Origin of the sequence: Myxococcus hansupus (assembly GCF_000280925.3) — a bacterium.
GTDB classification, from domain to species: Bacteria; Myxococcota; Myxococcia; order Myxococcales; family Myxococcaceae; genus Myxococcus; species Myxococcus hansupus.
Window position 1 is genome coordinate 182,200 of the sequence record NZ_CP012109.1, and the last position, 25,451, is coordinate 207,650.

23 protein-coding genes and 1 pseudogene are annotated in these 25,451 nt (G+C 68.6%); 11 read left to right on the forward strand and 13 right to left on the reverse strand.

Going from position 1 to position 25,451, the window contains the following annotated elements; all coding sequences use genetic code 11:
- Window positions 1–71: 71 nt before the first annotated feature.
- Window positions 72–650, reverse strand: coding sequence for a response regulator (locus A176_RS00755; protein ID WP_002640728.1), 579 nt, complete (start codon window positions 648–650; stop codon window positions 72–74).
- On the opposite strand from A176_RS00755, the gene A176_RS00760 reads away from it, so the two are divergent.
- Window positions 649–1,968 carry a sensor histidine kinase gene (locus A176_RS00760; protein WP_002640727.1) on the forward strand — a complete coding sequence of 440 codons (1,320 nt, stop codon included), beginning with the start codon at window positions 649–651 and terminating at the stop codon, window positions 1,966–1,968. The genes A176_RS00755 and A176_RS00760 overlap by 2 nt on opposite strands.
- Window positions 1,969–1,975: 7 nt before the next feature.
- On the opposite strand, the gene A176_RS00765 is transcribed toward A176_RS00760, so the two are convergent.
- Window positions 1,976–3,223: a lipoprotein N-acyltransferase Lnb domain-containing protein gene (locus A176_RS00765; protein ID WP_002640726.1), complete on the reverse strand. Its 1,248-nt coding sequence runs from the start codon at window positions 3,221–3,223 to the stop codon at window positions 1,976–1,978.
- 169 nt (window positions 3,224–3,392) lie between these two features.
- On the opposite strand from A176_RS00765, the gene A176_RS00770 reads away from it, so the two are divergent.
- A complete protein-coding gene (locus A176_RS00770; protein WP_144429479.1) occupies window positions 3,393–3,914 on the forward strand; it encodes a hypothetical protein in 522 nt (173 codons plus the stop codon).
- 220 nt (window positions 3,915–4,134) lie between these two features.
- Here the strand turns inward: A176_RS00770 and A176_RS00775 are convergent, their stop codons facing one another.
- Both A176_RS00775 and A176_RS00785 read right to left on the reverse strand, forming a co-directional pair.
- Window positions 4,135–5,199, reverse strand: a complete 1,065-nt coding sequence (locus A176_RS00775) for a hypothetical protein (protein WP_002640724.1) — start codon at window positions 5,197–5,199, stop codon at window positions 4,135–4,137.
- A gap of 559 nt (window positions 5,200–5,758) precedes the next feature.
- Complete coding sequence (locus A176_RS00785; RefSeq protein WP_021781441.1) at window positions 5,759–6,163, reverse strand: LysR family transcriptional regulator; 405 nt, start codon at window positions 6,161–6,163, stop codon at window positions 5,759–5,761.
- A gap of 178 nt (window positions 6,164–6,341) precedes the next feature.
- Between A176_RS00785 and A176_RS38515 the strand changes: the two genes are divergently transcribed.
- Together A176_RS38515 and A176_RS00795 are read left to right on the forward strand one after the other, a co-directional pair.
- A complete protein-coding gene (locus tag A176_RS38515; protein ID WP_144429480.1) occupies window positions 6,342–6,791 on the forward strand; it encodes a hypothetical protein in 450 nt (149 codons plus the stop codon).
- Window positions 6,792–6,948: 157 nt separating this feature from the next.
- A pseudogene (locus A176_RS00795) lies at window positions 6,949–7,918 on the forward strand (IS5 family transposase).
- 281 nt (window positions 7,919–8,199) lie between these two features.
- On the opposite strand, the gene A176_RS00800 reads toward A176_RS00795, so the two are convergent.
- The 4 genes from A176_RS00800 to A176_RS00820 all read right to left on the reverse strand — a co-directional run bounded on the left by A176_RS00800 (window position 8,200) and on the right by A176_RS00820 (window position 13,904).
- Entirely contained in the window at window positions 8,200–8,478 is a 279-nt protein-coding gene (locus tag A176_RS00800) for a hypothetical protein (RefSeq protein ID WP_044890542.1), read from the reverse strand.
- A gap of 595 nt (window positions 8,479–9,073) precedes the next feature.
- Window positions 9,074–10,471 carry a DUF1552 domain-containing protein gene (locus tag A176_RS00810; protein WP_002640906.1) on the reverse strand — a complete coding sequence of 466 codons (1,398 nt, stop codon included), beginning with the start codon at window positions 10,469–10,471 and terminating at the stop codon, window positions 9,074–9,076.
- A gap of 5 nt (window positions 10,472–10,476) precedes the next feature.
- On the reverse strand, window positions 10,477–12,795 hold the full coding sequence (locus A176_RS00815) for a DUF1588 domain-containing protein (RefSeq protein ID WP_002640907.1): 2,319 nt from the start codon (window positions 12,793–12,795) through the stop codon (window positions 10,477–10,479).
- A gap of 185 nt (window positions 12,796–12,980) precedes the next feature.
- Window positions 12,981–13,904, reverse strand: a complete 924-nt coding sequence (locus A176_RS00820) for a hypothetical protein (protein WP_002640908.1) — start codon at window positions 13,902–13,904, stop codon at window positions 12,981–12,983.
- A 300-nt stretch (window positions 13,905–14,204) separates the two neighbouring features.
- Here A176_RS00820 and A176_RS37725 point away from each other — a divergent pair, with 300 nt between their 5' ends.
- The 7 genes from A176_RS37725 to A176_RS00855 all read left to right on the forward strand — a co-directional run bounded on the left by A176_RS37725 (window position 14,205) and on the right by A176_RS00855 (window position 20,412).
- Window positions 14,205–14,645, forward strand: coding sequence for a transposase (locus tag A176_RS37725; RefSeq protein WP_144429481.1), 441 nt, complete (start codon window positions 14,205–14,207; stop codon window positions 14,643–14,645).
- Window positions 14,646–14,873: 228 nt separating this feature from the next.
- Window positions 14,874–15,470 carry a hypothetical protein gene (locus tag A176_RS00830; RefSeq protein ID WP_002633389.1) on the forward strand — a complete coding sequence of 199 codons (597 nt, stop codon included), beginning with the start codon at window positions 14,874–14,876 and terminating at the stop codon, window positions 15,468–15,470.
- Between the two features lie 11 nt (window positions 15,471–15,481).
- The gene (locus A176_RS00835) at window positions 15,482–17,218 is read left to right on the forward strand and encodes a hypothetical protein (protein ID WP_226994133.1); all 1,737 of its coding nucleotides are present in this window, start codon (window positions 15,482–15,484) and stop codon (window positions 17,216–17,218) included.
- Window positions 17,215–18,054: a hypothetical protein gene (locus A176_RS00840; protein WP_226994134.1), complete on the forward strand. Its 840-nt coding sequence runs from the start codon at window positions 17,215–17,217 to the stop codon at window positions 18,052–18,054. The genes A176_RS00835 and A176_RS00840 overlap by 4 nt, the downstream gene beginning before the upstream one ends.
- Window positions 18,055–18,185: 131 nt before the next feature.
- The gene (locus A176_RS00845; RefSeq protein ID WP_002633386.1) at window positions 18,186–19,643 is read left to right on the forward strand and encodes a S28 family serine protease; all 1,458 of its coding nucleotides are present in this window, start codon (window positions 18,186–18,188) and stop codon (window positions 19,641–19,643) included.
- A gap of 112 nt (window positions 19,644–19,755) precedes the next feature.
- The gene (locus A176_RS00850; RefSeq protein WP_002633385.1) at window positions 19,756–20,130 is read left to right on the forward strand and encodes a hypothetical protein; all 375 of its coding nucleotides are present in this window, start codon (window positions 19,756–19,758) and stop codon (window positions 20,128–20,130) included.
- A gap of 78 nt (window positions 20,131–20,208) precedes the next feature.
- Complete coding sequence (locus A176_RS00855) at window positions 20,209–20,412, forward strand: hypothetical protein (protein WP_002633384.1); 204 nt, start codon at window positions 20,209–20,211, stop codon at window positions 20,410–20,412.
- 64 nt (window positions 20,413–20,476) lie between these two features.
- On the opposite strand, the gene A176_RS00860 is transcribed toward A176_RS00855, so the two are convergent.
- The 5 genes from A176_RS00860 to A176_RS00880 form a co-directional block, all read right to left on the reverse strand.
- Window positions 20,477–21,040, reverse strand: coding sequence for a regulatory protein RecX (locus A176_RS00860; RefSeq protein ID WP_044890540.1), 564 nt, complete (start codon window positions 21,038–21,040; stop codon window positions 20,477–20,479).
- 65 nt (window positions 21,041–21,105) lie between these two features.
- Window positions 21,106–21,495, reverse strand: a complete 390-nt coding sequence (locus A176_RS00865) for a VOC family protein (RefSeq protein ID WP_002633382.1) — start codon at window positions 21,493–21,495, stop codon at window positions 21,106–21,108.
- A 41-nt stretch (window positions 21,496–21,536) separates the two neighbouring features.
- On the reverse strand, window positions 21,537–22,646 hold the full coding sequence (locus A176_RS00870) for a type IV pilus twitching motility protein PilT (RefSeq protein ID WP_002633381.1): 1,110 nt from the start codon (window positions 22,644–22,646) through the stop codon (window positions 21,537–21,539).
- A 1-nt stretch (window position 22,647) separates the two neighbouring features.
- On the reverse strand, window positions 22,648–24,408 hold the full coding sequence (locus A176_RS00875) for a type IV pilus twitching motility protein PilT (RefSeq protein ID WP_002633380.1): 1,761 nt from the start codon (window positions 24,406–24,408) through the stop codon (window positions 22,648–22,650).
- Window positions 24,409–24,667: 259 nt separating this feature from the next.
- On the reverse strand, window positions 24,668–25,204 hold the full coding sequence (locus A176_RS00880; protein ID WP_002633379.1) for a GNAT family N-acetyltransferase: 537 nt from the start codon (window positions 25,202–25,204) through the stop codon (window positions 24,668–24,670).
- Window positions 25,205–25,451: the final 247 nt, after the last annotated feature.

Here is a 25,451-nt window from a genome sequence, read left to right on the forward strand (position 1 = left end):
GTAACGCCCCTTGGCGCGAAGACCCCTGGGCGCCGCGGTGACAAGGCATGTGGATGACAGCGGACGGCGCCTTACTTTCGAGCGTTGAGGATGTGCTGGAGCAACTGGCGCGAGATGCGCAGCAGCTTCGCCGCGCCGCGAACGCTCCCGCCGGATTTCGCGAGGGCCTCGTCGACCAACGTCTCGCGGACCGTCCCTTCGATTTCGTGCAGGGGCACCTGACCGGCGCTCGCGCGCAGCGTGTGGATGAGGTCGGGTGGGCGGGCCAGCGTCTCCCGCCACACCGCTTCCAGCCGGGCCAGGTCGAGCGGCTTGGGCACGAAGGCCCGCACGCCGCCCGACGCCAGACGAAAAGCCTGCTCGGCCGTTGCGTTGCCGCTGATGGCGATGACGTGAGGCAGCGGCTCCACGGCCTGGAGGTCCTCCAGCAACGTGTCGCTGGTGCCATCCGGCAGGCTGACGTCCAGCAGCACCGCATCCGGCGGCTGCTCCCGGAGCACCTGACGGGCCGCCGCGAGCGTCGTCACCCGGGTGACTCGCTCGGCATGGGGGCCCAGCACCTCCTCCAGCACCAGGGCCAGGCGCTCCGAGTCCTCCACCACCAGGAGATGTCGCACCACGGTGCCCATCCCCGGAAGGCTAGCACTCATGCCTGAGGCACCTCCGCGAGCCCTGCCAGGGCAGTTGGCCCAGCGGGTGCTTCTGGACGCATCCAACGATGGCGAGGCGTTGGTGAGCGGCGTCCGGATCGTCTTCCTGGGGCTCGTGCTGGCGCGCTATCTGGCGCTGGGGGGTGTACACGCGGAGGGTGGCGTGCCGGCGGCGTGGGTGGAGCTTCCCGTGCTGGGCATTGGCATCCTGCTGTCGGTGGCCTCGGTGGGCGCGGCGCGGCGGCGCTGGTTCGACGAGCGGCTGCTGGTGGCCTCCACCCTGCTGGACGCCGTGCTCGCGCACGCGTCACTGCTGTCCACGCTGGCGTGGCATGGGCCCCAGTACACGGGGCTGCTGCGCATGCCGGACCCCGCTGCCGCCATCGCGGTGGTGTTCGCCTCCGCGCTTCGCCTGTGTCCCAGGGCCGCCTGGGTGGGGACTGTCACCAATCTCGCGTTGATGGGGGGACTGGTCGCCCTGGACTTCCGGCTCAACGCGGCCTTCATCACCTATGGCGTGTCAGAGCTGGTGCTGCTCTTCCTGTTCATCGCGAGCGTGGGCGCGGTGGCCAGCCTCGTGTGTCACACCGCGCGGCGGATGGTCCTGACGATGGCCGGGACGCGAGAGCGCGCGCAGCGGACACGCAGGCACCTGGACCTGCTGCTGAGGGAGCATCACGACGCACGGACGCTGCTGTCGTCAGCACGGCTGCGCGCGGACCTGCTGGTGCGCCAGCCCGAAGGCCGCGCCACCGAACGCCATGCGCGGGCCATCGCGGAAGACCTGGGGGAGTTGGCGGCCTTCGTCTCCCGGGTGAAGTCCCGCGCGATGGGGGAGCTGGCGATGAGCGACGACGCCAGCGCGGTGGATGTCGGCACCACGCTGCACCAGGCGGCGGAGCAGGTCCAACTGCGCTTCGCGCACGTCCACATCGTGGTGGAGGGTCCCCTCGCCAGGGTGTCCCGGGCCCGCGTGGTGGGAGGCGCCCCAGGGCTGGCCCATGTGGTGACCAACCTGCTCGTGAATGCCTGCGAGGGCGACGGACAGCTTGGCGCTCGGACCGTACACGTGAGCGTGGAACACGAAGGAGGGCGGCGCTCCCATGTCCTCCTGCGTGTCACCGACGACGGCCCCGGCTTCCGCGCGGGCTTGCTGGAGGGCACGCGACCCCGCGGAGGAACGACGAAGCGGGACGGCTCGGGGATGGGCCTGCTCCTGGTGAATGGACTGGTGGAGGCGAGCGGAGGCAGCCTGCGCGCCTCCAGTCCCCCGGGCGGTGGCGCGCGGGTGGAGGTGCTGCTTCCCGCCGGAGCTTGAGCGCCGCTCAGCCACGCTGGAGCGCCAGGAGGTGGCTCGCACGGCGCGGCGGCATCCACCACCCCACGCCAAGTCCCAGCAGAATCGGCAGCGCCAGCGCCAGGGGCTCACGGACGTCCTGCCCGAGGACACGCAGGCCCGCCAGGCCCGCCACGAGTCCCGCGCCTGCCAGGAGCACCAGCACCCAGGCCCTGGCCCACCGCTCCGCCCACTGACGCCCCAGCGCCACGCCGATGCCGAGCGGAACCAACCCGAGGGCGAGCGGATTGAACAGCAGGAGGTTCACGTTGCCGCGCAGCGCGGCGTGCTCGGAGAGGAGCGTCAGCCCCAGGCCGAGCATCCCCATGCTCCCCGCCACCAGCCCGAACAGCGCGTGGTACAGGCCGAGGAGGACGCGCCCGGCCGACCTTGTCCTCCTCGCACCCAGCAGCACCGCGCCGCTGGCCAGGGCCAGCCCCAGGGCGAACAGGCGCGAGGGGTGGGTGTTCATGACGGAAGACAGCCGCGATGGTTGGACGTCGTAGCGGAGGGTGACGAGCGCCCCCTGGCCGTGTCCGTCTTCCGGACTGGAGAGTGTGTCGAGCCACCGGGACAAGGGCTCGGGCATGAACGCCTCCTCCCAGCGGCTCCTCGGAGCATCCATGACGCCGTTCACCCACGTGAGCAGCAGGACGCTCACACCAGGAGCGCCAGCGGTCTGCCGCCGGAGGTGCTCGCGCCAGGTGGCCTCCGCGGGGCCCTCGGCCGCCTTCCGGAGCGCGCCGCCCAGGGCTTCGTCCAACACGTTGCGCACCCGCGTGGCGCAGTTGTGGTCTGTCGGGTGATAGGCGTAGTCCCGGTGCTCGGGGCGCACGTCACGCTCCAGCAGGGCCAACAGCCGTCCCTTCGCGTCCGGCGCGAGCCGCAGCTCCTGGACCCGGATGGAGCGCCCCTTGCGTTCGTAGCCCGCGAACGTGCTGGCCACGGGCAGTCTGGCGGCCCAGAAGGCCTGACGGCGCATCAAGAACGCGAACGGCGGCCCCTCCTGGTGCGCCGTCATCCCGTAGCTGTAGAGGACGTCGGCGCCCAGGTGCGTGTCCTCCAGCCACAGCGCGGTGTGCCCGAAGCGCTCATGCGCCGCCGTCCCCGCGCCGAACGTCACGACCTTGACGCGCAAGGCCTCGGGGCTCACTCCAAAGCCCTGGGGCAGCGCGGCGCTGGCGAAGGCCCCCCATGGACACAGGAGCAGCGCCACGAACATGGCGAGGTTCGTCATTCCAGACGTCTCGCATGGCCGGGCACGCGAGGGGAGTGCAAGAAGATTGGCAGTGTTCGCGCGGGAGGCCGCGCGGCAGGGTGGTCATTGCCCGGCCGCCCTGCATGCGCGGCTGGGTGAAGTGATGCATCCACCCCTGTGCTGAAAATCCATGAAGGAGAAGCCCACCATGTCTGCAATCCGCCCTCTGGGAGGCCTGTCCCGCCGCGCCTTCGCGACCCTCGCTGGCGTCTTCGCCCTGAGCATCATCACCCTGTCGCCCGGCGCGGCGCACGCGACCGATGAAGCGAGCCGCATCACGCAACTGCGCATCAAGATTGTCACGGGCAGCGATGACCTCCGCACCGCGAGCAACGCTGTCGCCTCGCTGAAGTACGCGAACACCTCGGGGAACCATCTCGTCACCAGCGGCAATCTCAACAACGGCGTGTCGTGGCCCAACAACTCCACCCGGACGGTGACGCTCGACATGCCGGCTGGCGTGTACATGGGGCGCCTGGTGGAGTTCGCCATCCAGTTCACGTCGGGGCAGCCGGACCCCTTCGCCACCGGTGACAACTGGAACATGAACGGCGTCACCGTGACGGCCATCCTCGCTGACGCCACCGAGGTCATCCTCGTCAGCAACGCGGGGACCCCGCTGCACCGCTTCCTGAGCGATAGCCAGACCCGCTGGGCCACCTCGTTCTAGCTCCAGCGAAGTCCTTCCGTTTCAGGGGTGCGCCGCGCGGCGGTGCTGCGCGGCGTCCCCTGGAGCGACGCATCCAGGAATGCGTCCTACAATTGCAGTTTGAGTCTCGCGCCACGTTCTCGGGAGAGGACACGGATGGCGACGGCTTGATGGTGGCGTCGCCAGCGACTCCCGTGAAGGACATGGGAGTCGTCACCGAAGCGGGTGAGGCTCAGGGCCCTCAGGAGCAGCTCTGTCCGGCGAGGAACCAGCATCGCGTCTGCGGCGAGGACTTGAAGAAGTCGAGCAGCATCCCGCCCACCTTGGTTTCGCCCGACTGGCTGGGGTGGGTGCCGTCGCTCACGAAATCCGCTCGCTCCCAGCGGAGTCCATCCGAGCGCGGGTTGAGCCCATCCGCCCAGAAGTAGGGGCCCCACGCCACCCAGGGCGCGATGCCCTGCGCGTAGTCGAGGTTGCCAGCGTGAGGGTCGATGGTGCCGTTCTGCTTCTGGCGGATCTGCGCCTCCACGAGCCACTTCACCGCGAAGCCGCTCTCATAGGCATACGGCTCGGGGTTGAGTTCGACGGAGGCATATCCCGCGTAGGTCCGGCTGGAGATGAACGCCTGCTTCAGGTTGGGGTATCGCACCCGGGCCGCGCGCAGGATGTCCCCGAGGAACGCCTTCAATTGGTAGGCGTCCGCGTGGGTGTTTGGCAGCGACAGCGATGGCCGGATGTTGGCGGACTTGATCCAGAGCACCTGCACCTGCTTCTCGCTGAGGCCCTGCGCCTCCAGCACGTCCGTGCGCACCCGCTCGTAGTTCGGGTCGTTGGGAGAGTCCCAGGTCTGGGAGTCCTGCCCGCCCCGGGCCCCGTTGGCGATCACCAGGGTGGAGTGATTCACCGACGCGTCGGCGGCTGCTTGTCCCGCGAAGGTCCACGCGTCGCACGGCGCCGCGCCGCTCGCTGAGCAGAACTCCTGCGTGGTGTTCGACATGCCGATGGAGAGCAGCACGTACTTGCCGCGCGCGCTCGGCTGGCCGTTCACGTTCAGGGGCTTGATGGCCGCGGCCTGGAGCTGACCCGCGGTGGCGTGCGGGGCGGGCATGCTGTTGCGCCCCTGCGGATACAGACCTCCGGTGAAGCCTTTATAGGTACCGGTGCGCAGGTCGCTGAGCGGGGCCCCCACGCTGGCGAGAGCGTGGACCTCCGTCGCAGGGGACTCGGGCGCGGGGAGTTCATCCCCACCGCACGCCGCGAACAGGAGGGGGACCAGGAGGGTGGCTCGGGAGAGGGTGTGGGGCATGGTAAAACAAGCCTTATATGAAATTCATTTGAGAAGTGAAGGGACGAAGCGCTGAACGCTTTGAAGCGGGCCATGAACTTCGTCAAACACATCTCGGTCGACTCAGACTCAAAGCTTACCGCCTGGGACGTGATTTCCGACACCTGGCGGAACGATGGCTCCTCGCTGGGCGCCGCTCGAACGAAAGCACTCGCAGTGTCCCGTCGTGACAGGCTTCCGTGATTGGGGAGGAGTGGGCGCGCCGTGCCTCGCGCTCTGTCGCAGGGGCCGCGCCGCGACCTGCTGTAAGGCTGTCAGCACGCGCACCACGCTGTTGCGAACCGATGGGAAGCTGCAGCGGATGCTGGGCACCAGCCGCCGCACGGTTTCCTCGGGCGTGGGCGCGTAGGCCAACAGGAATGTCGCCGCCGCTCGCTTCTCATCGTCCGCATCCTCGCGCAGCACCGCCGTCAGCGCGTCCAACTGCTGCGGCACCCTCGCGAGGAACTCTGGCTCGAAGTCCACAAGCTGTAGAGGCCCGAATCCTCTGATGCAGTGTGTCACCTGGCAACTGGAGGACTCATCCAATGTGCCCATCATTTGGAGTGACCAGACGCGCTGCTGGTAGTCGTTCCACCGGGCGGCCAGTCCTTCGGGATCCGGGAAATGGCCTTTCGGCTCTGCGAAGCAGCGCCTCCTTCTGTTCCTCGCCACTCTTGAGCCGGCCCACCACCGCCTGGAGCGAGGTGATGTCCTCGTGGAGTCGCTGCGCCGCCGCGACGACGGCTTCGCCCTTCGCCGTCAGACGCGGGACGCGCCCGCTCCGGTCGAAGAGGCGCAGGCCGAGCTGCTTCTCCAGCCGCTGCATGGCCTGACTGACGGCGGGCTGCCCCTGGCCGAGCTTCCGAGTCGCCGCGGAGAAGCTGCCCTCCTCGGCCGCAGCGTGGAGCGTGCGGAGCTGGTCGATGGTGACGCTCTCAAGCACCGCGCGACTGCATCACATCGACGGCGATGATGCACGCGCGCGTCCTCGCGCTCTTCGGCAGCGAATGGCGAGCCTCCCTTCTTGTGGGCTCCATGCGCTCGATGAGGGAACGTCGGGAGCTGAGCCTCGCCTGTCACGAATTCGGTAAGATGCACCCCATTTCGCAATCGGAGCATTCATGAACCACCCCATCGCCGCTGCCTTCTCACTGATGCTGCTTGGCGCCGCGCCCGGCACACCGACACGCAGTGGCACTGTGAGCGTCGATACCGTTGCTGTGGCCTGGAACGCTCGGGCAGAGCTCGCGTCGAAGCGTCTTGCAGGTACTGGGCTCGACGCCTGTGACCGCGCTGTTGAAGCCGCCTTCCAGTCAGTAGGAGTCAAAACGAAAGGCAGGAAGCGGATGTTCGCCCTCCGAATTGAGCTCGAGGGAAAGGACATGATGGTGACCTGGGGATACGACGGCCAGAAGCTGGCCGACTTCGGCATTGTCACGTTGCCACCGCAGTGGTTCATCCGGCAGGTCGCCGGCCAGAAAACGCTGACGGTGTTGTCCTCGGAGTTCGAGTGCGCGTTCGACCTTTGCCCGGACGCCCCGATCGCGGGTTCACGCTGTTCCGGCGAATGAGGACCATGGAGGGGGGCTCCTCCCTCGGCGCCGCGCTTCAGTGCGTGCGCAGGAGCTTCAAGCGCCAGCCCTGCTCCTAGTAGGCTGTTGAGGAACCCCTCCGAGGGATCGACACCCCGCAACGTGACGTGGTGTCCTCCGTTCATCGGAGGCAGCGATGCGGGGACGGGCCAAGCAACAGACGACGCTGTTCAGCCTGAGGACGCCGGGAGAGCGGGTGCCCGCGGGCCATCCGCTGCGCCGGGTGAAGGACATGGCGGACGCCGCGCTGGCGGCGCTCTCGCCGACGTTCGACGAGATGTACAGCGGCACGGGCCGGCCGAGCATCCCTCCGGAGCAGTTGCTGAAGGCCTGCCTGCTCATGGCGTTCTACTCGGTGCGAAGCGAGCGGCTCTTCTGCGAGCAGCTTGACTACAACCTGCTGTACCGGTGGTTCCTCGACATGGGGATGGAGGACGCCTCCTTCGACCACAGCACCTTCTCGCAGAACCGGGACCGGCTGCTGACGTCGCCCGGAGATTCTTCCTGGCGGTGATGAACCAGGCGAAAAGCGCGGGGCTCACCAGCAGCGAGAACTTCAGCGTGGATGGCAGTCTGATTGAAGCCTGGGCGTCCCTGAAGTCGTTCCGCCCGAAGGACGAGAAGAAGGAGCCGCCCGACGACAAGGGCAACCCGACGGTGGACTTCCACGGGCAGAAGCGCAGCAACACGACGCATGCCTCGACGACGGACCCGGAGGCGCGGCTGGCCTACAGCCTCAATGGCGTCATGGAGAACCGCAACGGGCTGCTCGTGGACCTCGCGAGCGGGCTACCGTGGGCGCGGGCAAGGGCTACGACACGGCGGACTTCGTCGCCGACTGCCGGCGCATGGGAGTGACGCCTCACATTGCGCAGACGACGGACACCCGACGCCGCTCGGCCATCGACAGGCGAGCGACAAGGCCCGCGGGCTATGCCCTCAGCCAGCGGATACGGAAGCGAATCGAAGAAGTCTGGGGCTGGATGAAGACGGTGGGAGGCTTCCGCAAGACGCGTTTCAAAGGCAGGGAGCGGACGGAGTTGGCAGCCTACCTGGTGGGCGCCGCGTACAACCTGGTGCGGATGGCGCGGTTGACCGCCGCATAGGCCCCCTCCGCCCATCGCCTTGCCTCGAAGACGAGGTTGAGATGGAGCTCAGCGAGAAGCCCGGCCTCGTGCCAGCAAGCTGGGCTTCTTCAACAACTTGCTAGAGGGCCTCGTGCTGGTCGACTAAGGCCTCTTCCTTCCGCTTGAACGTCACATACGACGAGGCCCGTGATGAGGCCCGCCGCCAAGACGCTCCAGGCGCTCATCGCCATGGGGGGGCGCCGCGTCCGAAGAAGGCCCCGCGTTTGACGGACGCCGCCGACGCTATTTCAGACTCTGCCTCATTCCTTTAGTGACTGCTGCCGTGCCGCCGGCACTATCGATGGTGATCGAATCCAGTCTACCGGGGAGGCGGGGAGCTCCGTGCCTACCTCCGGGCATTTCTGTGGGAGGCTGGGCATGAAGACGTTCGCGACGTCCCTTCTTCCTCCCTCAATAACGTCCACGGTCGAGGCTCCCGTGTGCACCTTCAGACCGCTGCTGTCGTACGCGTGCACATGCACCAGGTGCTGTACCCCCACGGGGACATCCATGATCGCCCCCTGATTGGAGTCGCTCATCACCTCCAGCGGCACAGGCCCCATGTGGCGGACCGGCCACGGTCGCCGTCGCGACGCCGCAGGGGGGGGCGTCGCCAGGGGGACGTACACCTGAAGGGCATTGATGGCCACGCCCTCATCCTCCCCGGGGGCCTACTCCTGCTCCTCACCACATGCCCCGAGCAGTGCACAACTCCCTGCCATCAGAATTGACGCGCCGGTGGGGAGCTGTTCCTGCATCTACACTCAACGTGCCGGCCGGGGCCTCCGACCTCTGGTTCACGCTGTCTGGGGCTCGGGGGATGGCACCCTGGTCATGAAGTACGGCTTCGCGCCCAACAGCAGTTCCTCGGTCTGAAAGTCCCAGCCGATGGGCAGCAACAGCGAGAGCTGCCGCTCCCTCAAGCAGGTGAGGAGAATGTGCGTGCGGGGCTTGAGGCCGCGGTCATGAAGGACCGTCCCCCAGTGGCCATCCGCACGCAAGGGTGCGGGACTTCGCGAGTCCTCTCAATGCCGAGGCCAACGCACGAAGGGAAACACCGCCGGCCCAGGCGTGGCGCCCGTGAGACCTGCCTGCCCCAAATGACCCGGAACCCGCCCAGCCCGCTCTCACGGCTCAGCCATACAGCTCGCTCAGCGGTCCTGGCGCGATGCGCGTGCTGCCCTCCTGTCCGAAGGTGTTGAAGTCCGCGTCTCCGAACGCGTGGCCGAGCGTGTTGAAGAGGTTCGAGACCTGCCGGTTCCGGGCCGCGTCGTACTTGGGGTACACGACCGTGCGCCCGTCGGTCTTCAGGCCCAGCGCGTTGCCGCCCACCACGAGCTTCGGCCACTCACGCGAGGTCGAATGGTGCTGCTCGCCGTTGTCGGACATGAAGACAATCGCGGTGTGGTCCAACATCGAGCCGCTCGCGCCGACCTCGGGCGTGGCGGCCAGCGTCCTCGCCAGGTTCGCCACCAGTTGCACGTGACGACGGGTGATTTCGGCGACGCGATCCCAGTTCTGCCCCGCATCCAAGCCGTGCTGCAGGCTGTGTCGCGGGATGTCGGTCACGTCCGGGCCGTAGGCCACGTCGAAGCCCGAGGTCCCCGTCGCCAGCACCACCGTATTCGTCAGCCCGCCCAGGAGGGCCGCCGTGGCGATTTGGAACTGTGCCTCGAACCACTTCAGCGAGTCGGGCGGCGAGCCCGCGCTGGTGATGAGCGGGTTGTCCCTCGGCGCCGGTGGCAGGTAGGGCCGCACGCGGTTCGCCATGCCTTCGAGCTGGTCCTCCCGCGTGCGCAGCGACTCGAGCGAGGAGACGTAGCGCTCCAGCTTCAGCCGCTCGTTGGAGTTGCCGCTGAACTCCGCCAGCGCCTTCCGTGAGTCGGCCAGCGCGAAGTCGAAGAGCATCTTGCGATCGCGCCCGTTCGTCGAGCCGCCGAGCAGCGAGCCGAAGGTGCTGTCGAACGCGAGCGATGGGTTGACGATGATGCCCGCGGGCTTGCGGGGTCCGAGCGCGCAGGTCTCGTATACGATGGACACGCGCGCGGAGCTGGTGCCCAGGCGCAGCACGTCGAACGGTGCACCTCGGCGCAGGCGAGGTGCAATCACCGCGTCGAAGGTCGCGCCCGCGCCGTTCACCGCGCAGCTCAGCCCGCCCGTCCCGCTGGAGTGCCCGCCGCCCGCGATGAGGTTCGAGAGCCCCAGCAGCACGGCGGAGCGGTTCACCAGGTCGATGTTGCCGGAAGACGCCGCCAGCGGCCCGAGACTTACCGCGCTGGCGAGGTTGTCGCCCTCACGCACCAGCGGCGTGTCCTTGTACGCGTCCCAGAAGAGGCGGTCGGAGGTGTTGGCGCGCCCCCCCAGCGCCGCGCGGGTGTCCGTGCTCAGGAGCGCGCGGGGGTAGACGCCATTGCACTCGAGGACCAGCACCAGGCGCGCCGGCAACGCTGACGACTGGGCGTAGACGTCGCGGAAGTAGGGCGCGAAGAGGCCGGCGGCCATGCCCTTCAGGACGGTTCGTCGCGAGAACATGGCAGTCACTCTCCAGCCTGCGGCACACGCCGCGTCTTCCAGGTGTCGCTGGTCATCAGCGTGGTCAGCATCTTGGAGAACGAGCCATTGTTCTCATCATAGGCCCGCTCCATCTGCGTCAGCGTACAGGCGTCGCTCGGGTTCTCCGGGCGGCCCATGAAGTAGCGGAAGGTCTGTCGCATGAAGCAGCGTTTCACGTGCCGCGAGGTCGCCAGTCGCTCGCTCAACTCCACCGCGTCGCGCACCGGGCCGTTCAGCCCGGGTTCCGGCATCGACGTGAGCGTCGAGCTTCCGTCCGGCGTGGTCCAGCCTCCGGTGGGCGAGCGATCCCGCGCGCGCAGGAAGCCCGCGTGGTTGTAGATCTCGAAGGGGAATCCGAGCGGCTCCATCAAGCGGTGGCAGCCCTGACACTGTGACCCGGCCGTCGCCTCCTGCAGTCGGCGGCGCGCGTTCTTGTCGGCGGCGTGAGCGCCAACCTGGGCTGCCACCTGCACGCTGCTGAGCGGTGGGACGAAGCCGCACAGGAGGTTCTCGCGCACCCATTTGCCGCGGTGGACGATGGACGGATCGTCCTCGAAGTTGCCGCCGTGCGCGGCCAGCCACACCGGGTGGGTCAGCACGCCCGCGCGCTCGGTGGCAGGCAGCGTCTTCCAGCGGCCCTCGACGGTCGCCGGGAGAATCTCGCTGACGTTGTAGGGGTGCGAGAGGCCCCTGTGCGAGTCGTACGCCGCCTGCTGCATGGAGGGCACGTAGAAGGTGCGCGTGGTGAGCAGGTTCGCCAGCACGTCCCGGTCCTCGACGACCACCCGCGCAATCAGGTCGTCGAACTGCTGGATGAAGGTCGGCTCCAGCGGATGGAAGTTGGTGAGCAGGTTGTCGTACGAGACCGAGCTGATGTAGCCGAGCCCCTCGAGTTCGAAGCGCGAGGTCGCGGCCGGGGACTCCTTGAACACCGCGGCCACGTGCGCGTAGCCGAGCCACTCGCGGAAGAAGCCTGCCACGCCGTCACCCAGCCAGTACTGCCCGCGCTTGGAGCGCTGCGTCTCGTTGTAGTCCTGCACCAGATCGAAGCGCGGGGTCCCGTTCTGGTGGGCGTCGACGCCGCCCAGGTACTTCTCAATCAGGGCGGTGGTCGCCGCATCCTGCTTGAGCGAGCCATCCTTCGCGGCGGTCGCCACGTCCGCCAGGTGCCCTTCGAGGGGCGCGGAGTAGTGCGGCCACACGAAGCTCGGCGTCGCCGAGGGTGCGCGCCCCGCCAGCGCGTAGGCGAGCTGCGAGCCCAGCTCGAGGCTGCTCAGCTCCACGCGACCGTCGGACGGCTCGGCGCCCATCTCGCGGCGGAACAGGGCGCCGGTCATCATCCACGCGGCGTTGGAGATCCGCGTGATGGAGTCCGCGCGGTTTCGTGGGGAGTGGCTCGGCTCCTGCGCGATGACCGTGGTCGCGAAGTCGGTGAGGCGCGTGAGCTCATCCTCGGTGGGCGGGCGGAAGAAGACGCCGAACTCGAGCATCTGGCCCAGGTGGAAGCGCTTGCAGGTGTCGCTCGGGTTCGCGTCGTTGAACATGCAGCCGAAGCGTCTGTCGGTGTAGACACGCTCCATCCGGTTGCCATCCGGGTAGTTCATCGTCCACGGCGAGGCGGCCGCGCCGACCACCGGCAGGAAGAGCTCCACCGTGGCCTCGTCCAGCGTCTCGTCCGTGGCCCAGGAGCTGTATTGCTCGATGGCGCTGGGATCGAGCGGGTTGTCGTAGAAGCTGAACCCGGTCCAGCTTCGTTCGACCGAGCCACCGACGTTGCGGGTGAACTCGCGCCGGTTCAAGCGGCGGATGCGCGTCGGCGCATCCGAGCGCACGCCTTCGGTGCAACTGAAGAGCACGGACTGATCGAGCAGGTTGGGCTCGGGCACCACGGTCACGGACGGGCCGCCCGTGCCATTGCAGAGGGGCATCCCCTCTCCAATCCAGGTCTCGAGCGCGGCGAGCTCGGCTGCGCTCGCGCGCTCATGCGAGGCCGGCGGCATCGGAGACGCGTCGTCGCGCATGCGGATGAGCGCGCGCTGGGCGTTACTGAGACTCCCATCCATCACCGAACTCACCCGCATGTCGTGCAGGGTGCGCAGCGGCATCGTCGCCCCTTGGGTCGGCATCGCGCCGTGACAGCTTGCGCAGCGCTCGGCAAGCACCGACTGCACCACGCACGCGGCGCCAAGGTTCTCTCCTGGCTCCCCTGGGTTGTTGGTGCCGCCGTCGTTGGTGTTTGGCTCGATGGAGCCCTTGCACGCAACGAGGCTCAACAGTCCGGCCAGCAGGAGGACGCGGTTCATCCGGCCAGACTGGCACGGACGCCATGTGGGACAGCAAACATTCCCTGCGAAGCGGGCTCAGGCCTGCCTGGGCACCCCGTGGTGCCGCCGGTGGACCTTGCCCGGTTTCACCCCAGAGGGGTTCACGCGGTGTGTCCACCGGCCAGGAGCATCGTTCGGCGGGCCCCGTCAGCGGCCCCTTCGTTTCAGCCTTCACCCTCAACAGGGCCTCTATCCCGCCGATTCGTGGGCGCGGTGGCCGAGACAATCCGCGTCAACAGGGATTGGAGGTCCTGGTGGATGAGACGCACGGCGGCCTGGAGTTCTCCCAGCATCTGGGCCCGTGTCTGGAGTTCGTCCAACGTGTAACGGCCACCCGTGCCGAAGTACGGAGCATCTCCCACCGGGTCTTCGACGTAGCCAGAGTCAACCCACCGCGTGCGGACGTTGTGGAGGATGGAGTGGCGCCGTTCGTTGCTGAAGTCCTTGTGGCGCAGGACGAACCAGAGCGAGGGCGGGAAGCTCTGGGAGTGCTCCGGCTGCCACCAGACGTCGGCGAGCAGGTTTCTCGGGTGCGTGAAGCGCAGCGAGGGAGACCAGAAGAGCGCGGCCAGTCCCAGCCCCGCGCTGGCAGCGCCACCGGAGATGTCGATGATGTCGTTGGCGCGGTCATTCTTGGAGATGGCGGTGACGGTGGTCGTCAGCGCACCGACGACGATGGACGACACCGTGAGCAGGTTCTGCCGGCGCGACTCCTTGGATTGGAGCAGGGTCGCCATCCGCCCCGTCCGCGTGGCCTCGCAGTCCAGCTCCGCCGACACGCTCGACAGGGTCGTCGAGAACAGGAGGAGCCGCGATTCGATTCTCAACAGCAGCGCCTGTCGCGCATCCTCGTCCAGTCCGGAGTCTGGCGCCGTGAGGGTGTCCAAGTCCTCGAGGGCGCCCACCGCGTGGGCCAGGAGCAGGTCCTGGCGGGAGAACCGTTGCGCGAGCCTGGGGGTGGTGGCGATGGGCGCCCTCACGTCGAGCGACTCGCCGTCCACGTCGCGGGCCACCTGCGCTGGGACGCAGTAGTCCACTTCACCATGGACTCGCTCACGCCCTCGCGACGTGGCACAGCCGGAGGTCATGAGCGCCAGTGCCACGGCCCAGGCGCGCCGATTCACGAAGCGCGGTAGAGACACACGCCCTGGCTACGCTGTTCTCCGGGCCCGCAGTCACGGGAACGGGCCGAAGGTATCGCCAACGCGACACCCTTCGCGCCTCCGTCACACGGTGAACGAACGTCTCGCCTCAAGCTTCATGCGGTTGGGAGAGAGCGTTCCAGACCGCAGGAGGCCCGCGCCATTGCTACCACCCCACGGTCGGAAACGCAGGGGGGCGCCCACGTTGACGCCAACCTGTCCCCTGTCGAGATAGGCTTCAAGGGAATGGGACTGAAAATCGCTGAGATTTTCCTGCTGGTCAGCATCGTTGTGTCACCCGTGATTGTGGTTGCCGCCATCGTGTGGGCAATCGTCGCCTTGATGAGGCGCCAAAAGCGGAGTGCCCAGCCGCAGGAGTTGACGGCGGAGCGTGGTCGGTTCTCGACGATGCAAAAGAAGGAAGCGGTGCTCCGGGTGCTCAAGGGCGAGGAGCCTGGCGCGCTGTCACGGGAGCTGGGCGTCGCCGCGGCGGTGCTGAGCGAGTGGCGGGAGATGTTCGTGGCTGGGGCCGAGGCCAACCTCAAGCGTCGCGAACCGGAGCCGACAGACGATGAGGTGCTGCGCCTGAAGGCGATGGTGGGCGAGTTGATGCTGAAGAACGAGATGCTCGCCGAGAAGGCCCGCCTCTTGGAGGGCAATGCGCAGGGGATGCCCTTGAGGAAGTGAGAGGACGCGCGCCCAACGCTCGTCTTCCAGCAGTGGGCGCTATGGCCAGTCACCTGTCACCGCTGAGCAAAGCAGTGGAGGTGGCGGGAATCGGACCCGAGACACTCCAGGTGTCGCGCACGGCCCCATGCGTCTCCAGGGCCGGGTCATCGTCCAGTGCCAGGGGTTCGGCCGGGTTGCCGTCTCCCCATGATTGGCGTTAGAGCTGCGTGCGAGCGGGGGAAACGCATGCGCGCACAAGGGGACATCGCGGGAGTGGTGCTGGGCATCGTGATGGTGGGCGCCGGTGCATCGCTGCTCGTGCCGAAGTGGGCGCTGAGCCGAGACACCGCGACCCCTTCAGTGGCACATGTCACGCCACCCAAGGAGTCCATCGCCGCGCCGCGCTTCCACGCCGAGCCCGCGAAGGATGCGCCGAGTGGAACCGTGCAGGTCGCGGGTCCTCGAACCACCTCTCCAGACTGGGAGCAGTTCGCCGCGCGGGCATTGATACCCCTGACCCCCGACGAACTCGCCGTGCTTCGCGAGGAGCGGGTGGACGACCTGGCGGCGCTGGTTGCCCGGACGGAACGCGCCTTCATGGAGGCCACACCTCAAACGCGCGCGGAGCGAGAGCGGCGCTACCTGGCGGCGTTGAACGTCGCCGCGAAGCTCGCCACGCCGCCCGAGCCATCCGCCGCGGACGCTCGTGCGAAAGACGTGGACGCACGCTACCGCCGGGCGCTCGAACGGGAACGGGAGAAGTGGCGGACGCTCTCGCCCGAGGAGCAGGCGCGTCAGCACGACGCCTTCAAGGAAGCCTTCTTCCAGAAGGAGGAGCGGTGATGACGTCATGGATGAAAGGTCTCGTCGCGCTGGTGTGGCTCGCGCCCGCGTGGGTGCTGGCTGGTCCGCACTACGTGGCGTCGCGCGACTGGGGCAGCTTCATCTGGTTGAGCACGTGGCTGGACGCGGGCCAGACGTACACGTTCGAGACGCGAGATTTGACGGGCACCGCGCCCGACACCGTCCTGCACGTCCTCCGGGACCGAGCCGGCGTGTGGAGTCAGGTGGCCATGGGCGATGACTGCTCGGGCGCCGCGCGCTCGTGTGTCACGTTCACCGCGCCAGACTCGGGGCTCTATCGCGTCTGGGTGCGCGCGTACGCGGAAGGCCGTGGCGGCACCGCCAGCCTGTACCGCAACGGCGTGCTGCTCTTGAGCAATCAGCCCTTCGGAGGCGTGCCGCTGAGCTTTGCCTGGAATGCGAAGGACACCTTCCGGGCCACGTCCACGACGCCCGGGGCAGGGGACCACCTCGTCTTCCTCATGCGCTCCAACGCGGAGTACCTGCAGCACGACGACGACAGCGGTCCGAAGTCCTACCCACTGGTCGTCGCGTCGAGCACGCAGAACGCGGGCGCCCAGCGCGTGGTGGTGGGCCGCTTTCCCGGAAGCACCGGCACGGCCAGCTTCGTCCACGACGAGGAACTCTGGTCCACCATCTTCAGCGACAACGACAAGGACAAGGACGGCCTCTCCAACGCCTTGGAGCCGCTGGTGGGATTGAGCCCGAACAACGCGGACTCGGATGGCGACGGGATACCGGACGCGCTGGAGCTGTTCGGCAACGACGGCTTCTCCTTCTCCGAGTGGGGCAGCCCCACGCAGAGGGACCTCTACGTCGAAGTCGATTGGATGGAGCACCCCACCAACCCGTACCTCACGCGGAAGCCCTACGCCGGGCTGGCGGCGGACGCGGCGGCGGTGTTCGCCCGGGATGCGGGCGTGCGCCTCCACGTGTTCGTCGACAACCCGCTGCCCTGGCACGAAGTCGTGTGCTTCGGCGCGTGCAGCGGAGGCGTGGACTTCTATTCGCTCAAGCAGAGCGCTTTCTCGTCTGGGAGCCCGGAGCGGCGGCGCTACTTCCACTATGCGGTGTGGGCCTATCGCCAGGGCAGCAGCACGTCGTGCTCGTCCGGCAAGGCCGAGGTGCTGGGAAACGACCTCATCGTCAGCCTGGGGTGCTGGAGCAGCCCGAGCATCCTGGAGCAGCGCGGCACCTTCGTTCACGAGCTGGGACACAACCTGGCGCTGGACCACAACGGCAACGACGTGCCGGGGCAGACCAGCGTGGTGCACGCCAGCGTGATGAACTACCGCTACCAGATGCTCGGGGTGAGTGGTCCAGGCGGACACACGTACTCCTTCGGGAGCAACACGTGCGCGGCCTGTGGAAGCTCGCCCAAGAGCAAGTGCGTCTCCTGCCGGAGTGGCTTCATGGGGTGTGGCTTTCCCGGGTGCGGCTCGTGCGACTGCGATGTGAACGAGTGGGGCGCGGTGGAGCTCGACTTCCTGGAGGACGGCGACGCGGATGACGGCACCCACCGCGCGCTGCTGGCGAAGTACGCCCCGGATGACAAGGGCGGACCGGCGCGCTTCCAACCGCGCGTGCCCCACGCGGAGCCTCCCGACGCGGCGCGGCGCCTGACGGTGGAGCGCAAGCGCGAGCGGTTGCGCTCGCGAGGCCAGGTGGAGGGCGAGGACTTCCACGTGTCTCCGGATGGCACGACGCTGTACGCTGAATGCCCATGAGCATTCGGCGACGCCCGGGGCGCACGAGATGGGCACACGGTGCCGTGGGGCTCTGGCTCGCGGCGATGATGGGCTGCCAGACGCGGTGCTCCGAGCCGGCCTCCGAAGGCGACCACTTCCTGCGAGGGCTCGAAAAGCGAGGCACCTGTGTCTCGCTCTGGCGTTCATCCCAGGTGGATGTTGCGTTCAAGGAGGAGCCCGAGGAGGTCGTGCACCAGCGCGTGGACACGCGTCTGGAGCGCCGCTTCACCGTCGCCCGGCAGTTGCGCGGGGCGTACCGGCACCAGGACCGGTGGGCCTCGGTGCTGGAGTACGAAGAGGGGACGGTGCGTGGGGGTGTGAGCTACACCTTCCAGGCGCCAGACGTGCTGGCCGACCTGACGGGACAGGCCGTGCAGTGGGCGAGCCACCGCGAGCCCGCGTCGTGTCCGACGAAGGAGGATGGTGAGATTCCCGCGCTGCTGACCGGGGACACGCTGCGGGACGCGCAGGGCCGGCTGCTGCTGCTCACGGTGCCGAGCGCTCCCACCACCATTCGAGGCGACGTGCTGCTTCCCGAGGGGCTCGTTCCGGAGCTGCGCTTCGCGTGGGAGAGCGTGGGCTGCCGGCTGGCGGAAGGGACGCATGCGTTGGACGTCCAGCTCCGCGTGACGCCCGCGAACCGCGCGTCCGGCCCAGGGGCCACCGTGACGTCGCTGCCCGGAGAGCCGGCCGAGCTGACCCTGGACGGTGTGCGCTATGTCGTCCGGGTGGCGCGTGCCTCCGCCGACATGCAGGGCCGGTGTGGGCAGGCGGTCTTCTCCGTGATTCGCGAAGGCCTGCTCGAACAACAGTGACGCATCACGGGCATCGTTTCTGGAAATAGTCCCAGTCACCGCCCGTTGTGCCACCCTGGTATGGAGGCAGGTGGTGCGGCCCCGGTCCTGCTATCTTCGCGGGGTTCGGCGGGCATCGAAGGGAAGACACCATGCGCAGCGGGCTGAAGCGGAACGGAGCGGGGCTCGCGGTGGGCGGCCTGCTCGGCGCATGGTTGCTCGCCTGTGGTGGCTCGACGACGGAGGGCATGCGTTCCCTGGAGCAGGGGACCGCGCCCGCGCAGGTGTCCGTGGACCTGTCGAGCGCGGACATCCGCACCCGGCTGGAGGCCATCGACGGGCTCACCCTCCTGAGCGAGGTCGAGGCCAACGGGTTCCGCTTCTTCACGATGGACTTCGAGCAGCCCGTGGACCACCTGCGTCCCTGGGGCCCGCGCTTCCCGCAGCGCGTGACGCTGATGCACCGCTCGGTGGATGCGCCCATGGTGCTCGACACCGAGGGCTCCACCATCTACGCGGAGCCCGTCCCCGCCGAGCCCACCGACCTGATTCAGGGCAACCAGCTCACGGTGGAGCACCGCTTCTTCGGCACCTCGCGGCCGGCCGGCGCCCTGGACTGGCGGAAGCTGACGGTGTGGCAGTCCGCGGCGGATGCGCACCGGCTCGTCGAGGTCTTCAAGCCGCTCTACGGTGAACGCTGGCTGTCCACGGGCGTCTTCAAGGGCGGCACCGCGGCCCTGGCGCATCGCTTCTTCTTCCCCAACGACGTCCACGCCACGGTGACGTACGCGGCGCACCACAACCGGGGGCTCCACGACGCGCGCCACGGGCGCTACGTCCTCACGAAGGTGGGAGACGCGGCGTGCCGCCAGCAGCTCGCGTCGCTCCAGTACGCCGCGCTGACCCGGCGCGACGAGCTGCTGCCCCTGATGAATGGCTATGACGCCCAGGGCTTCACCTTCGGCGTGCTGGGGAAGGACCGCGCTCTCGAGTTCGGCATCATCGAGGCGCCCTTCGTCTTCTGGCAGTTCTACGGCGCGGCCGGGACGTGTGATGCGCTGCCCTCGCCGGAGGGGAGCGCGGAGGCGCTGTTCGGCTTCTTCAGCTACGTCTCCATGATGGAGTTCACCTTCTCCGACCAGGCCCTGGAGGCGTCGGCGCCGCTCTACTACCAGGGCGCCACGCAGCTCGGCGGCCCCGGCTACCCGGAGGTGCACCTGCGGCCGCTGCTGCGCTACGCGGGGGAGCACATCCCCACGCGTTTCCCTCCAGGGGGTGTGCGCAAGACGTACGAGCCGTGGTCCATGGGACTGGTGGAGTCGTGGACGCGCTTCGAGGCGAAGCGGGTGTTGCTCGTCTACGGCGACTTGAGCCCCTGGGCCGCGAGCGCCTTCAGCACCACGCCGGGCAACGACGCCTACCGCGTCATCGCCGACGACAGCATCGGCTTCTACGGCACGCTGGGCGCGCTGCCGGAGCCGCAGCGCAGCTTCCTGCTGGGCCGGCTGTCGGAGTGGGCGGACGCCCCGGTGCAGGTCCCCACGGGCGGCGCGGCGCTTCGGCGTCACGACGCCAGTGATGCCCACATGAAGGCGTACCGGGCGCGATAACCGGCGAGGCTGGCAGGGTGGGGTGAGGCTGCGAGAGTGGTACGCTCGCACCCTTCGTGTGGGGTTCGGGCCCAGGGGGCCGGCCCCGCGCATACCCAGAGAGGGCCTGCCCATGTCGTTCAAGTCAACGTCATCGTCCTGGATTGTCGCCGTCGTCCTGAGCCTCGCCTCCACCGTGGCGCTTGCCGCGCCTCCGTCCGAGGAGCAGGTGTCCCGTGAGCCCGCGACGGAGAGCCTCCTCTTCTGTTCCGCGGCTCGCTGCGCCTTCGACTGGCATTGCACGGATGCCTGCCCGGAGGCGGAGATCGCCGTGTGCGGCGCCAACGGCTTTTGCGAGTACTCCACGGGCGGTGGGAACCCGGGCGGTGGTGGGAACCCGGGGGGCGGCGGCTCCGTCTGCGGGGCGATGCGCTGTGGTGGGGACTGGAACTGCGTCTGCGAGGGCGTCCAGGGCACGTGCGGGCCTGACTTCATGTGCGCCTTTTGATGATTTGAATTCAAAGCGTCCTTGGCAGGCAGGCGGCCGTGCCTATCTTCCAGCGCACTTTCAGGAAGGGGTGACCGAATGCTGAAGAACATGCTGATGGCCGCGGCGCTGGGCGTTCTCGTGGTGGGCACGGGTTGCCACCGCAACACGCGGGACAGCGCGGAGAACGACGCCGAGCGCGCCGTGGACAAGACGAAGGACGCCGCGGAAGAGGCGGGCGACAAGATTGAGGACACGGCCGAGGAGGCCGGGGACAAGATCGAAGACGCCACCGACAACTAGGCGTGAGTTTCACCGGTGGCCCGCGCCCGTCGCGCGGGCCACCGTGGACTCGGGCCGGGCCGTTTCAGGCCGGGCTCGAGTCGATGACCTTCTTCGCGATGCCGAAGGAGAAGCCCGCTCGGGCCAGCGCGGCGAGGTCCCGCTTCCGATTCTCCTCCCGGGTGCCGGGTTGCGTGCGGAAGGGCCCCAGCCGCTTCTTCCGCGCCCAGATGCGCGCGGCCTCTTCCTCGGAGACCTCGTTCGTGGCGTCGGCGACCTTCTGGGCGACGACCTCCGCGGGGACGCCCTTCATCCGCAGCTTCTGGGCAATCACGCGCGTGCTGCGGCCCGAGGCGCGCAGCGAGTTCGCCTTCATCTGCGCGTAGGCCTCGTCGTTGAGCAGGCCGTTGCGGACCAGCTTCGCGACCAGCGCCTCCACCCAGGCGAGCGCCTCGCCGCGCTCACCGCCGTGGAACTTGAGCGAGCGGTCCACCCGGCGCAAGAGCACGCGCTGCAACTGGCTCTTCGTCGCCGCGTAACGCTTCAGGTAGTGAAGCGCCGCGTTCTCCAGGTAGGTGGGGGACACCTTCCGGGGCCGCTTTGGACCGCGCTCCTTGCGTCTGTCGGGTCCTCCCCGCGCTTCATCCATGACGGAGCGGGTCTACCACCCAGGTCCGACACCCGGAAGCCGCGCGGGGTGGAGCATGCGGCCCGTCAGTCGCTCCCTGACTGGTAGAGCCCGCACACCGTGCCGGACGGGTCCTCGATGAAGCAGAAGCGGCCCGTCGTGGCGGAGCCGCGAATCGTCCCGCGCAACTTCCCGCCCATGGCGGTGACGCGCTCCAGGCTCTGCTCCAGGTCCGCCACGGTGATGTAGATCATCCACCCGGGAGGGACGTCCGCGTTCTTCCCGCGCGCGTGGCAGATGCCCCCAGCGGGCGTGTCGCCGCCGCCCGGCGGCATCATGACGAAGTCCTCGTAGCCGCCCATGTCCAGGCCGGTGGCGGACCAGCCCACCACGTCCTTGTAGAAGTCCCTCACCGACTCGGCGTCCTTCACCGTGAGGTCCATCCAGCCCACGCTACCCACCGCCGGCTTCTTCATCTCCACGCTCCGTTTCTTGAGGGTTCCCGACCGCCGCCGCGCTAGCCCACCGACTTCAAGGACTCCGGCACCTGCCAGTCCGGCTTCATGCGCGAGATGACCTTGGCCATGTTCTCCTTGTCCTGGGCCTTCTCCAGCGCGGCTTCGGGCGTAATCACGTTGTCCTTCACCATCCGCTCCAGGTGCATGTCCAGCGTCTGCATGCCCTGCGCCTGGCCCGCCTGCATCTTCGAGGCAATCTGGAACACCTTGCCTTCGCGAATCATGGACGCGATGGCGGGCCCGCCCACCAGGATTTCCAGCGCGGCCACGCGGCCCTTGCCATCCGCCGTCTTGATGAGCTGCTGCGCGACGATGCCCGCCAGGCTCTCCGCCAGCATGCCGCGCACCTGCTGCTGCTCGTCGGCGGGGAAGGCGTTGATGATGCGGTCGATGGTGGCCGGGGCGCTGTTGGTGTGCACCGTGGCGAACACCAACACGCCGAAGCTCGCGAGCTGGAGCGCCAGCTTCATCGTCTCGTTGGTGCGCAGCTCGCCAATGAGGATGACGTTGGGGTCCTCGCGGCCCGCCGAGCGGATGGCCGCGGCGAAGCTGGACGCATGCGGTCCTACTTCCCGGTGCGTCACCTGCGCCTTCATGGACTCGTGCACGAACTCCACCGGGTCCTCGATGGTGAGCACGTGCGCGGGACGCGTCTTGTTGATGTAGTTGATCATCGCGGCCAGCGTGGTGGACTTGCCGCTGCCCGTGGGGCCGGTGACGAGCACCAGTCCGCTGCGGCGCTCCGCCAGCTTGCGCACCACCTCCGGCGTCTTCAGATCCTCCAGCGACAACACCTTGCTGGGGATGGTGCGGAAGACGGCGGCCAGGCCCGTCATCTTGTTGAAGTAGTTGGCGCGGAAGCGGGCCTTCGTCCCGTAGCTGTAGGCGAAGTCCAGGTCCAGGTCCTCGACAATCTGCCGCTGCTGCTCCGGCGAGCAGATTTCGAAGAGCAGCGCCTGCATCTCCGGCGCGGTGAGGGGCTGCTCGCGCAAGGGGACCAGCTCGCCGCGGATGCGGCCCAGGGGCGGGTAGCCAATGCCCAGGTGCAGGTCGCTGCCCTTCTGCTCCAGCAGCGCGTCGAACAGGACAGCCAGACGGGGCGTCGTCATCTCAGGAGCCCTTCCTTCCCATCAGGGAGCCCATCTTGCTCAGGAGCCGCGCGCTCTCCTGCTGCGTCTCCGGCGCGGCCACGGCGGCACCGGGACGCTTGCCCGTCACCACCGCCTCCAGCTCGTCCGGGTTGTCCGCGAAGCCCTTGGCGACCTCCAGTTTCACCCGTCCGGAGCGCACCAGGTCCGCCAGCGAGTCCTCGAAGCGAACGATGCCCAGGCTCTTGCCGCGCTGCTGGAGCGAGGGAATCTGGTACGTCTTGTTGTCGCGGATGAGGTTGCCCAGGGACACCGAGCCCGGCAGCACCTCCGCCGCGGCCACCAGGCCCTTGCCGTCCGCGCCCGCCATCAGCCGCTGGCTGACGATGAGCCGCAGGCCGCTGGACAGCGACAGGCGCACCTGCTGCTGGTCGCCCGGAGGGAAGAGGTCGATGAGCCGGTCGATGGTCTTCGCCGCGCTCGGCGTGTTCATGGTGCTGATGAGCAGGTGACCCGTTTCGGCGGCGGACAGCGCCATGCGCACCGTCTCCGTGTCGCGCAGCTCGCCCACCACGATGACGTCCGGGTCCTCGCGCAGGCTGCCCTTGAGCGCGCTGGCGAACGTCTGGGTGTGCGAGCCCACCTCGCGCTGACTGATGAGCGCGCGCTTGCGCGGGTGGACGAACTCCACCGGGTCCTCCACGGTGAGCACGTGGTGGGACGTCTCGCGGTTGATGAGGTCCACCAGCGCCGCCAGCGTGCTCGTCTTGCCGTGGCCGGAGGGGCCGGTGATGACGATGAGGCCCTGGTGGTGATGTGTGGCCTTGGCGATGTCCGCGGGCAGGCCCAGCGACTCCAGCGTGGGCACTTCCCGGGCAATCAACCGGAAGGTGCCCTTGAGGCCGGTGCGCTGGCGGCCCACGTTGATGCGGAAGCGCCCCATCTCCGGCGTCTCCATGGAGAAGTCGCAGCTTCCGTCGCGCTCCAGCACCGGCCGCAGCCGCTCCGGGATGATGGGCAAGAGCAGCCGCTCCACCGTCGCCGCGTCCAGCACCGGGCCCTGGGCCACCAGGTCTCCCGCGAAGCGGAAGAGGGGCGGGCGCTCGGCGATGACGTGGACGTCGCTGGCCATGCCCCGGCGGCCTTCCTCCAGCAGCATCGCCAGCTCACGCCCCGCGCCCGTGAAGGTCCGCGCGGGCGCGGCCACCGGACGGCTCGGCGCGGGCTCGGGCGCGCGTACGGGCTCGGGCGCGCGGTACGCCTGGGGCGCGGCGGGTTCGGGGGCGCGGTACGCCTGGGGCGCGGCCGGTTCTGGCGCCCGGTACGCGGCGGGCTCGGGAGCGCGGTACGCCTGGGGTGCTGCCGCCGGTGCTGGCGCGGCCACGGTTGCACGCGCTGCTGGAGCTGCCGCGGCGGGCGCGGCGGGCCTTGCTGCCGCGGCGGCGGGCGCCTGGGGGGCGGCCTGGGCCGCGGCAGCGCCGTCCGCCGCGCGGCTGAGGCGCAGGTGGACGAGGTCCCCGCGGCGCATGGCGGCGATGGAGAGCGCGCCCAACCCCGTGGCGTTCACGGACCACTGCACCGGCGTCTCCGTCACGGTGGAGGCCCGCGCCACGCCCACCATGGCCTGGAGCGCGCGGGTGACGTCCTCGGCCGTCGCGGCGGTGGGGTCCACCGGCTCATAGCCGTTGCTTCCACGGATCATCGGCGGGCGGCCGGTGGCCAGGGTCAACTCGGTGACACCCGGACGCGACAGGTGCCGCAACAATTCTGCGAGCGATTTCATGCGGGATGTCGGCTCAGTCCGCGGACGTTGCGCGGGCGCGGGGGAGCCCAGGATAGACGACATTGCTCCGAATGCGGCCACCCCTTGTCCGGGAGAGGTCTCTTGCTTCCGGGCATGCGGGAATCCTCCGCGCCTGGCGGAGGCCGGCACCGGGGGCGACGCGAAATGCGGGGAGGGGGGAGCTCCGGGACCCAGTGGGCCCGCTCGGAGCGGCGGGCGGGAGAGGAACCTCCCGCCCGGGTACAACGGGACACGCGGCCTACAGCTCGCGGGACATCAGGAGGCGGAGCTTCCCGGACTTCTTGGAGACCACCGTGGCCACCGTGGTGAAGCCTTCCTTCCGGTAGAAGCTCACCGCGGGCGAGTTGGACGGGTCCACCCGGAGGGCAATCGTCTTGCGGTACATGTCCCGGGCGGCCTTGAGGGCCTGCTCCAGCAGGACGTTGCCCAGGCCCTTGCGGCGCAGCTCGGGCTTCACCACGATGTTGCGCAGGTAGGCGGCGCCCGGCACCGGGCCGTCACGCTCGACCGTGACATAGCCGACAAGCTGGTTCTGCAGCTTCGCCACGTGGATGAAGGGCTTGAGCTGCGCGAGGGCCTTGAGGCTGTCTTCCTGCGTCTCACCCCGGGTCTTCCAGGGCTCCGAGTTGGCGCGCAGGGCCGCCACCGCCGTCATGTCCTCGTCGGTGGGCAGGCCGAACTTCACTGCCGCCATCAGGTCGTTGGGGAGGCCGGCCACATCCAGGACCGGTGCTGGGGCCACCTCCACGCCTGCGTCCACCTGCTTCATCGTCATCGCCTTGCTCCTCCGTCGAGTTGCGATCCTAACCGCTCCCGCGGCACCGGTGCACGCAGTCATTCCGCGCACATTGTCCCATTTGTGAGGAGACGGCCTCCTACCCCTTGGTGAGGAGCCGGATTCCGTCAAACGGGCCATGTGCGCAGCCCATTCCAGGGATGAGCGTCGCTTCCACGCCTGCCACCCGGTCGGCCTTCCGTGCCGGACAGCTTCCCACTATAAAAACCCGAAGTCGGGCGCCAAG

Coding starts and splice junctions, on each gene's coding strand:
- A176_RS00835 (WP_226994133.1), top strand. CDS start 15,482: ATGAAAGGTCTCGTCGCGCTGGTGTGGCTCGCGCCCGCGTGGGTGCTG.
- A176_RS38515 (WP_144429480.1), top strand. CDS start 6,342: ATGAACCACCCCATCGCCGCTGCCTTCTCACTGATGCTGCTTGGCGCC.
- A176_RS00760 (WP_002640727.1), top strand. CDS start 649: ATGCCTGAGGCACCTCCGCGAGCCCTGCCAGGGCAGTTGGCCCAGCGG.
- A176_RS00830 (WP_002633389.1), top strand. CDS start 14,874: ATGCGCGCACAAGGGGACATCGCGGGAGTGGTGCTGGGCATCGTGATG.
- A176_RS00860 (WP_044890540.1), bottom strand. CDS start 21,040: ATGGATGAAGCGCGGGGAGGACCCGACAGACGCAAGGAGCGCGGTCCA.
- A176_RS00755 (WP_002640728.1), bottom strand. CDS start 650: ATGAGTGCTAGCCTTCCGGGGATGGGCACCGTGGTGCGACATCTCCTG.
- A176_RS00775 (WP_002640724.1), bottom strand. CDS start 5,199: ATGCCCCACACCCTCTCCCGAGCCACCCTCCTGGTCCCCCTCCTGTTC.
- A176_RS00770 (WP_144429479.1), top strand. CDS start 3,393: ATGTCTGCAATCCGCCCTCTGGGAGGCCTGTCCCGCCGCGCCTTCGCG.
- A176_RS00855 (WP_002633384.1), top strand. CDS start 20,209: ATGCTGAAGAACATGCTGATGGCCGCGGCGCTGGGCGTTCTCGTGGTG.
- A176_RS00880 (WP_002633379.1), bottom strand. CDS start 25,204: ATGACGATGAAGCAGGTGGACGCAGGCGTGGAGGTGGCCCCAGCACCG.
- A176_RS00815 (WP_002640907.1), bottom strand. CDS start 12,795: ATGAACCGCGTCCTCCTGCTGGCCGGACTGTTGAGCCTCGTTGCGTGC.
- A176_RS00845 (WP_002633386.1), top strand. CDS start 18,186: ATGCGCAGCGGGCTGAAGCGGAACGGAGCGGGGCTCGCGGTGGGCGGC.
- A176_RS37725 (WP_144429481.1), top strand. CDS start 14,205: ATGGGACTGAAAATCGCTGAGATTTTCCTGCTGGTCAGCATCGTTGTG.
- A176_RS00865 (WP_002633382.1), bottom strand. CDS start 21,495: ATGAAGAAGCCGGCGGTGGGTAGCGTGGGCTGGATGGACCTCACGGTG.
- A176_RS00820 (WP_002640908.1), bottom strand. CDS start 13,904: ATGACCTCCGGCTGTGCCACGTCGCGAGGGCGTGAGCGAGTCCATGGT.
- A176_RS00850 (WP_002633385.1), top strand. CDS start 19,756: ATGTCGTTCAAGTCAACGTCATCGTCCTGGATTGTCGCCGTCGTCCTG.
- A176_RS00875 (WP_002633380.1), bottom strand. CDS start 24,408: ATGAAATCGCTCGCAGAATTGTTGCGGCACCTGTCGCGTCCGGGTGTC.
- A176_RS00810 (WP_002640906.1), bottom strand. CDS start 10,471: ATGTTCTCGCGACGAACCGTCCTGAAGGGCATGGCCGCCGGCCTCTTC.
- A176_RS00870 (WP_002633381.1), bottom strand. CDS start 22,646: ATGACGACGCCCCGTCTGGCTGTCCTGTTCGACGCGCTGCTGGAGCAG.
- A176_RS00840 (WP_226994134.1), top strand. CDS start 17,215: ATGAGCATTCGGCGACGCCCGGGGCGCACGAGATGGGCACACGGTGCC.
- A176_RS00800 (WP_044890542.1), bottom strand. CDS start 8,478: ATGAGCGACTCCAATCAGGGGGCGATCATGGATGTCCCCGTGGGGGTA.
- A176_RS00765 (WP_002640726.1), bottom strand. CDS start 3,223: ATGACGAACCTCGCCATGTTCGTGGCGCTGCTCCTGTGTCCATGGGGG.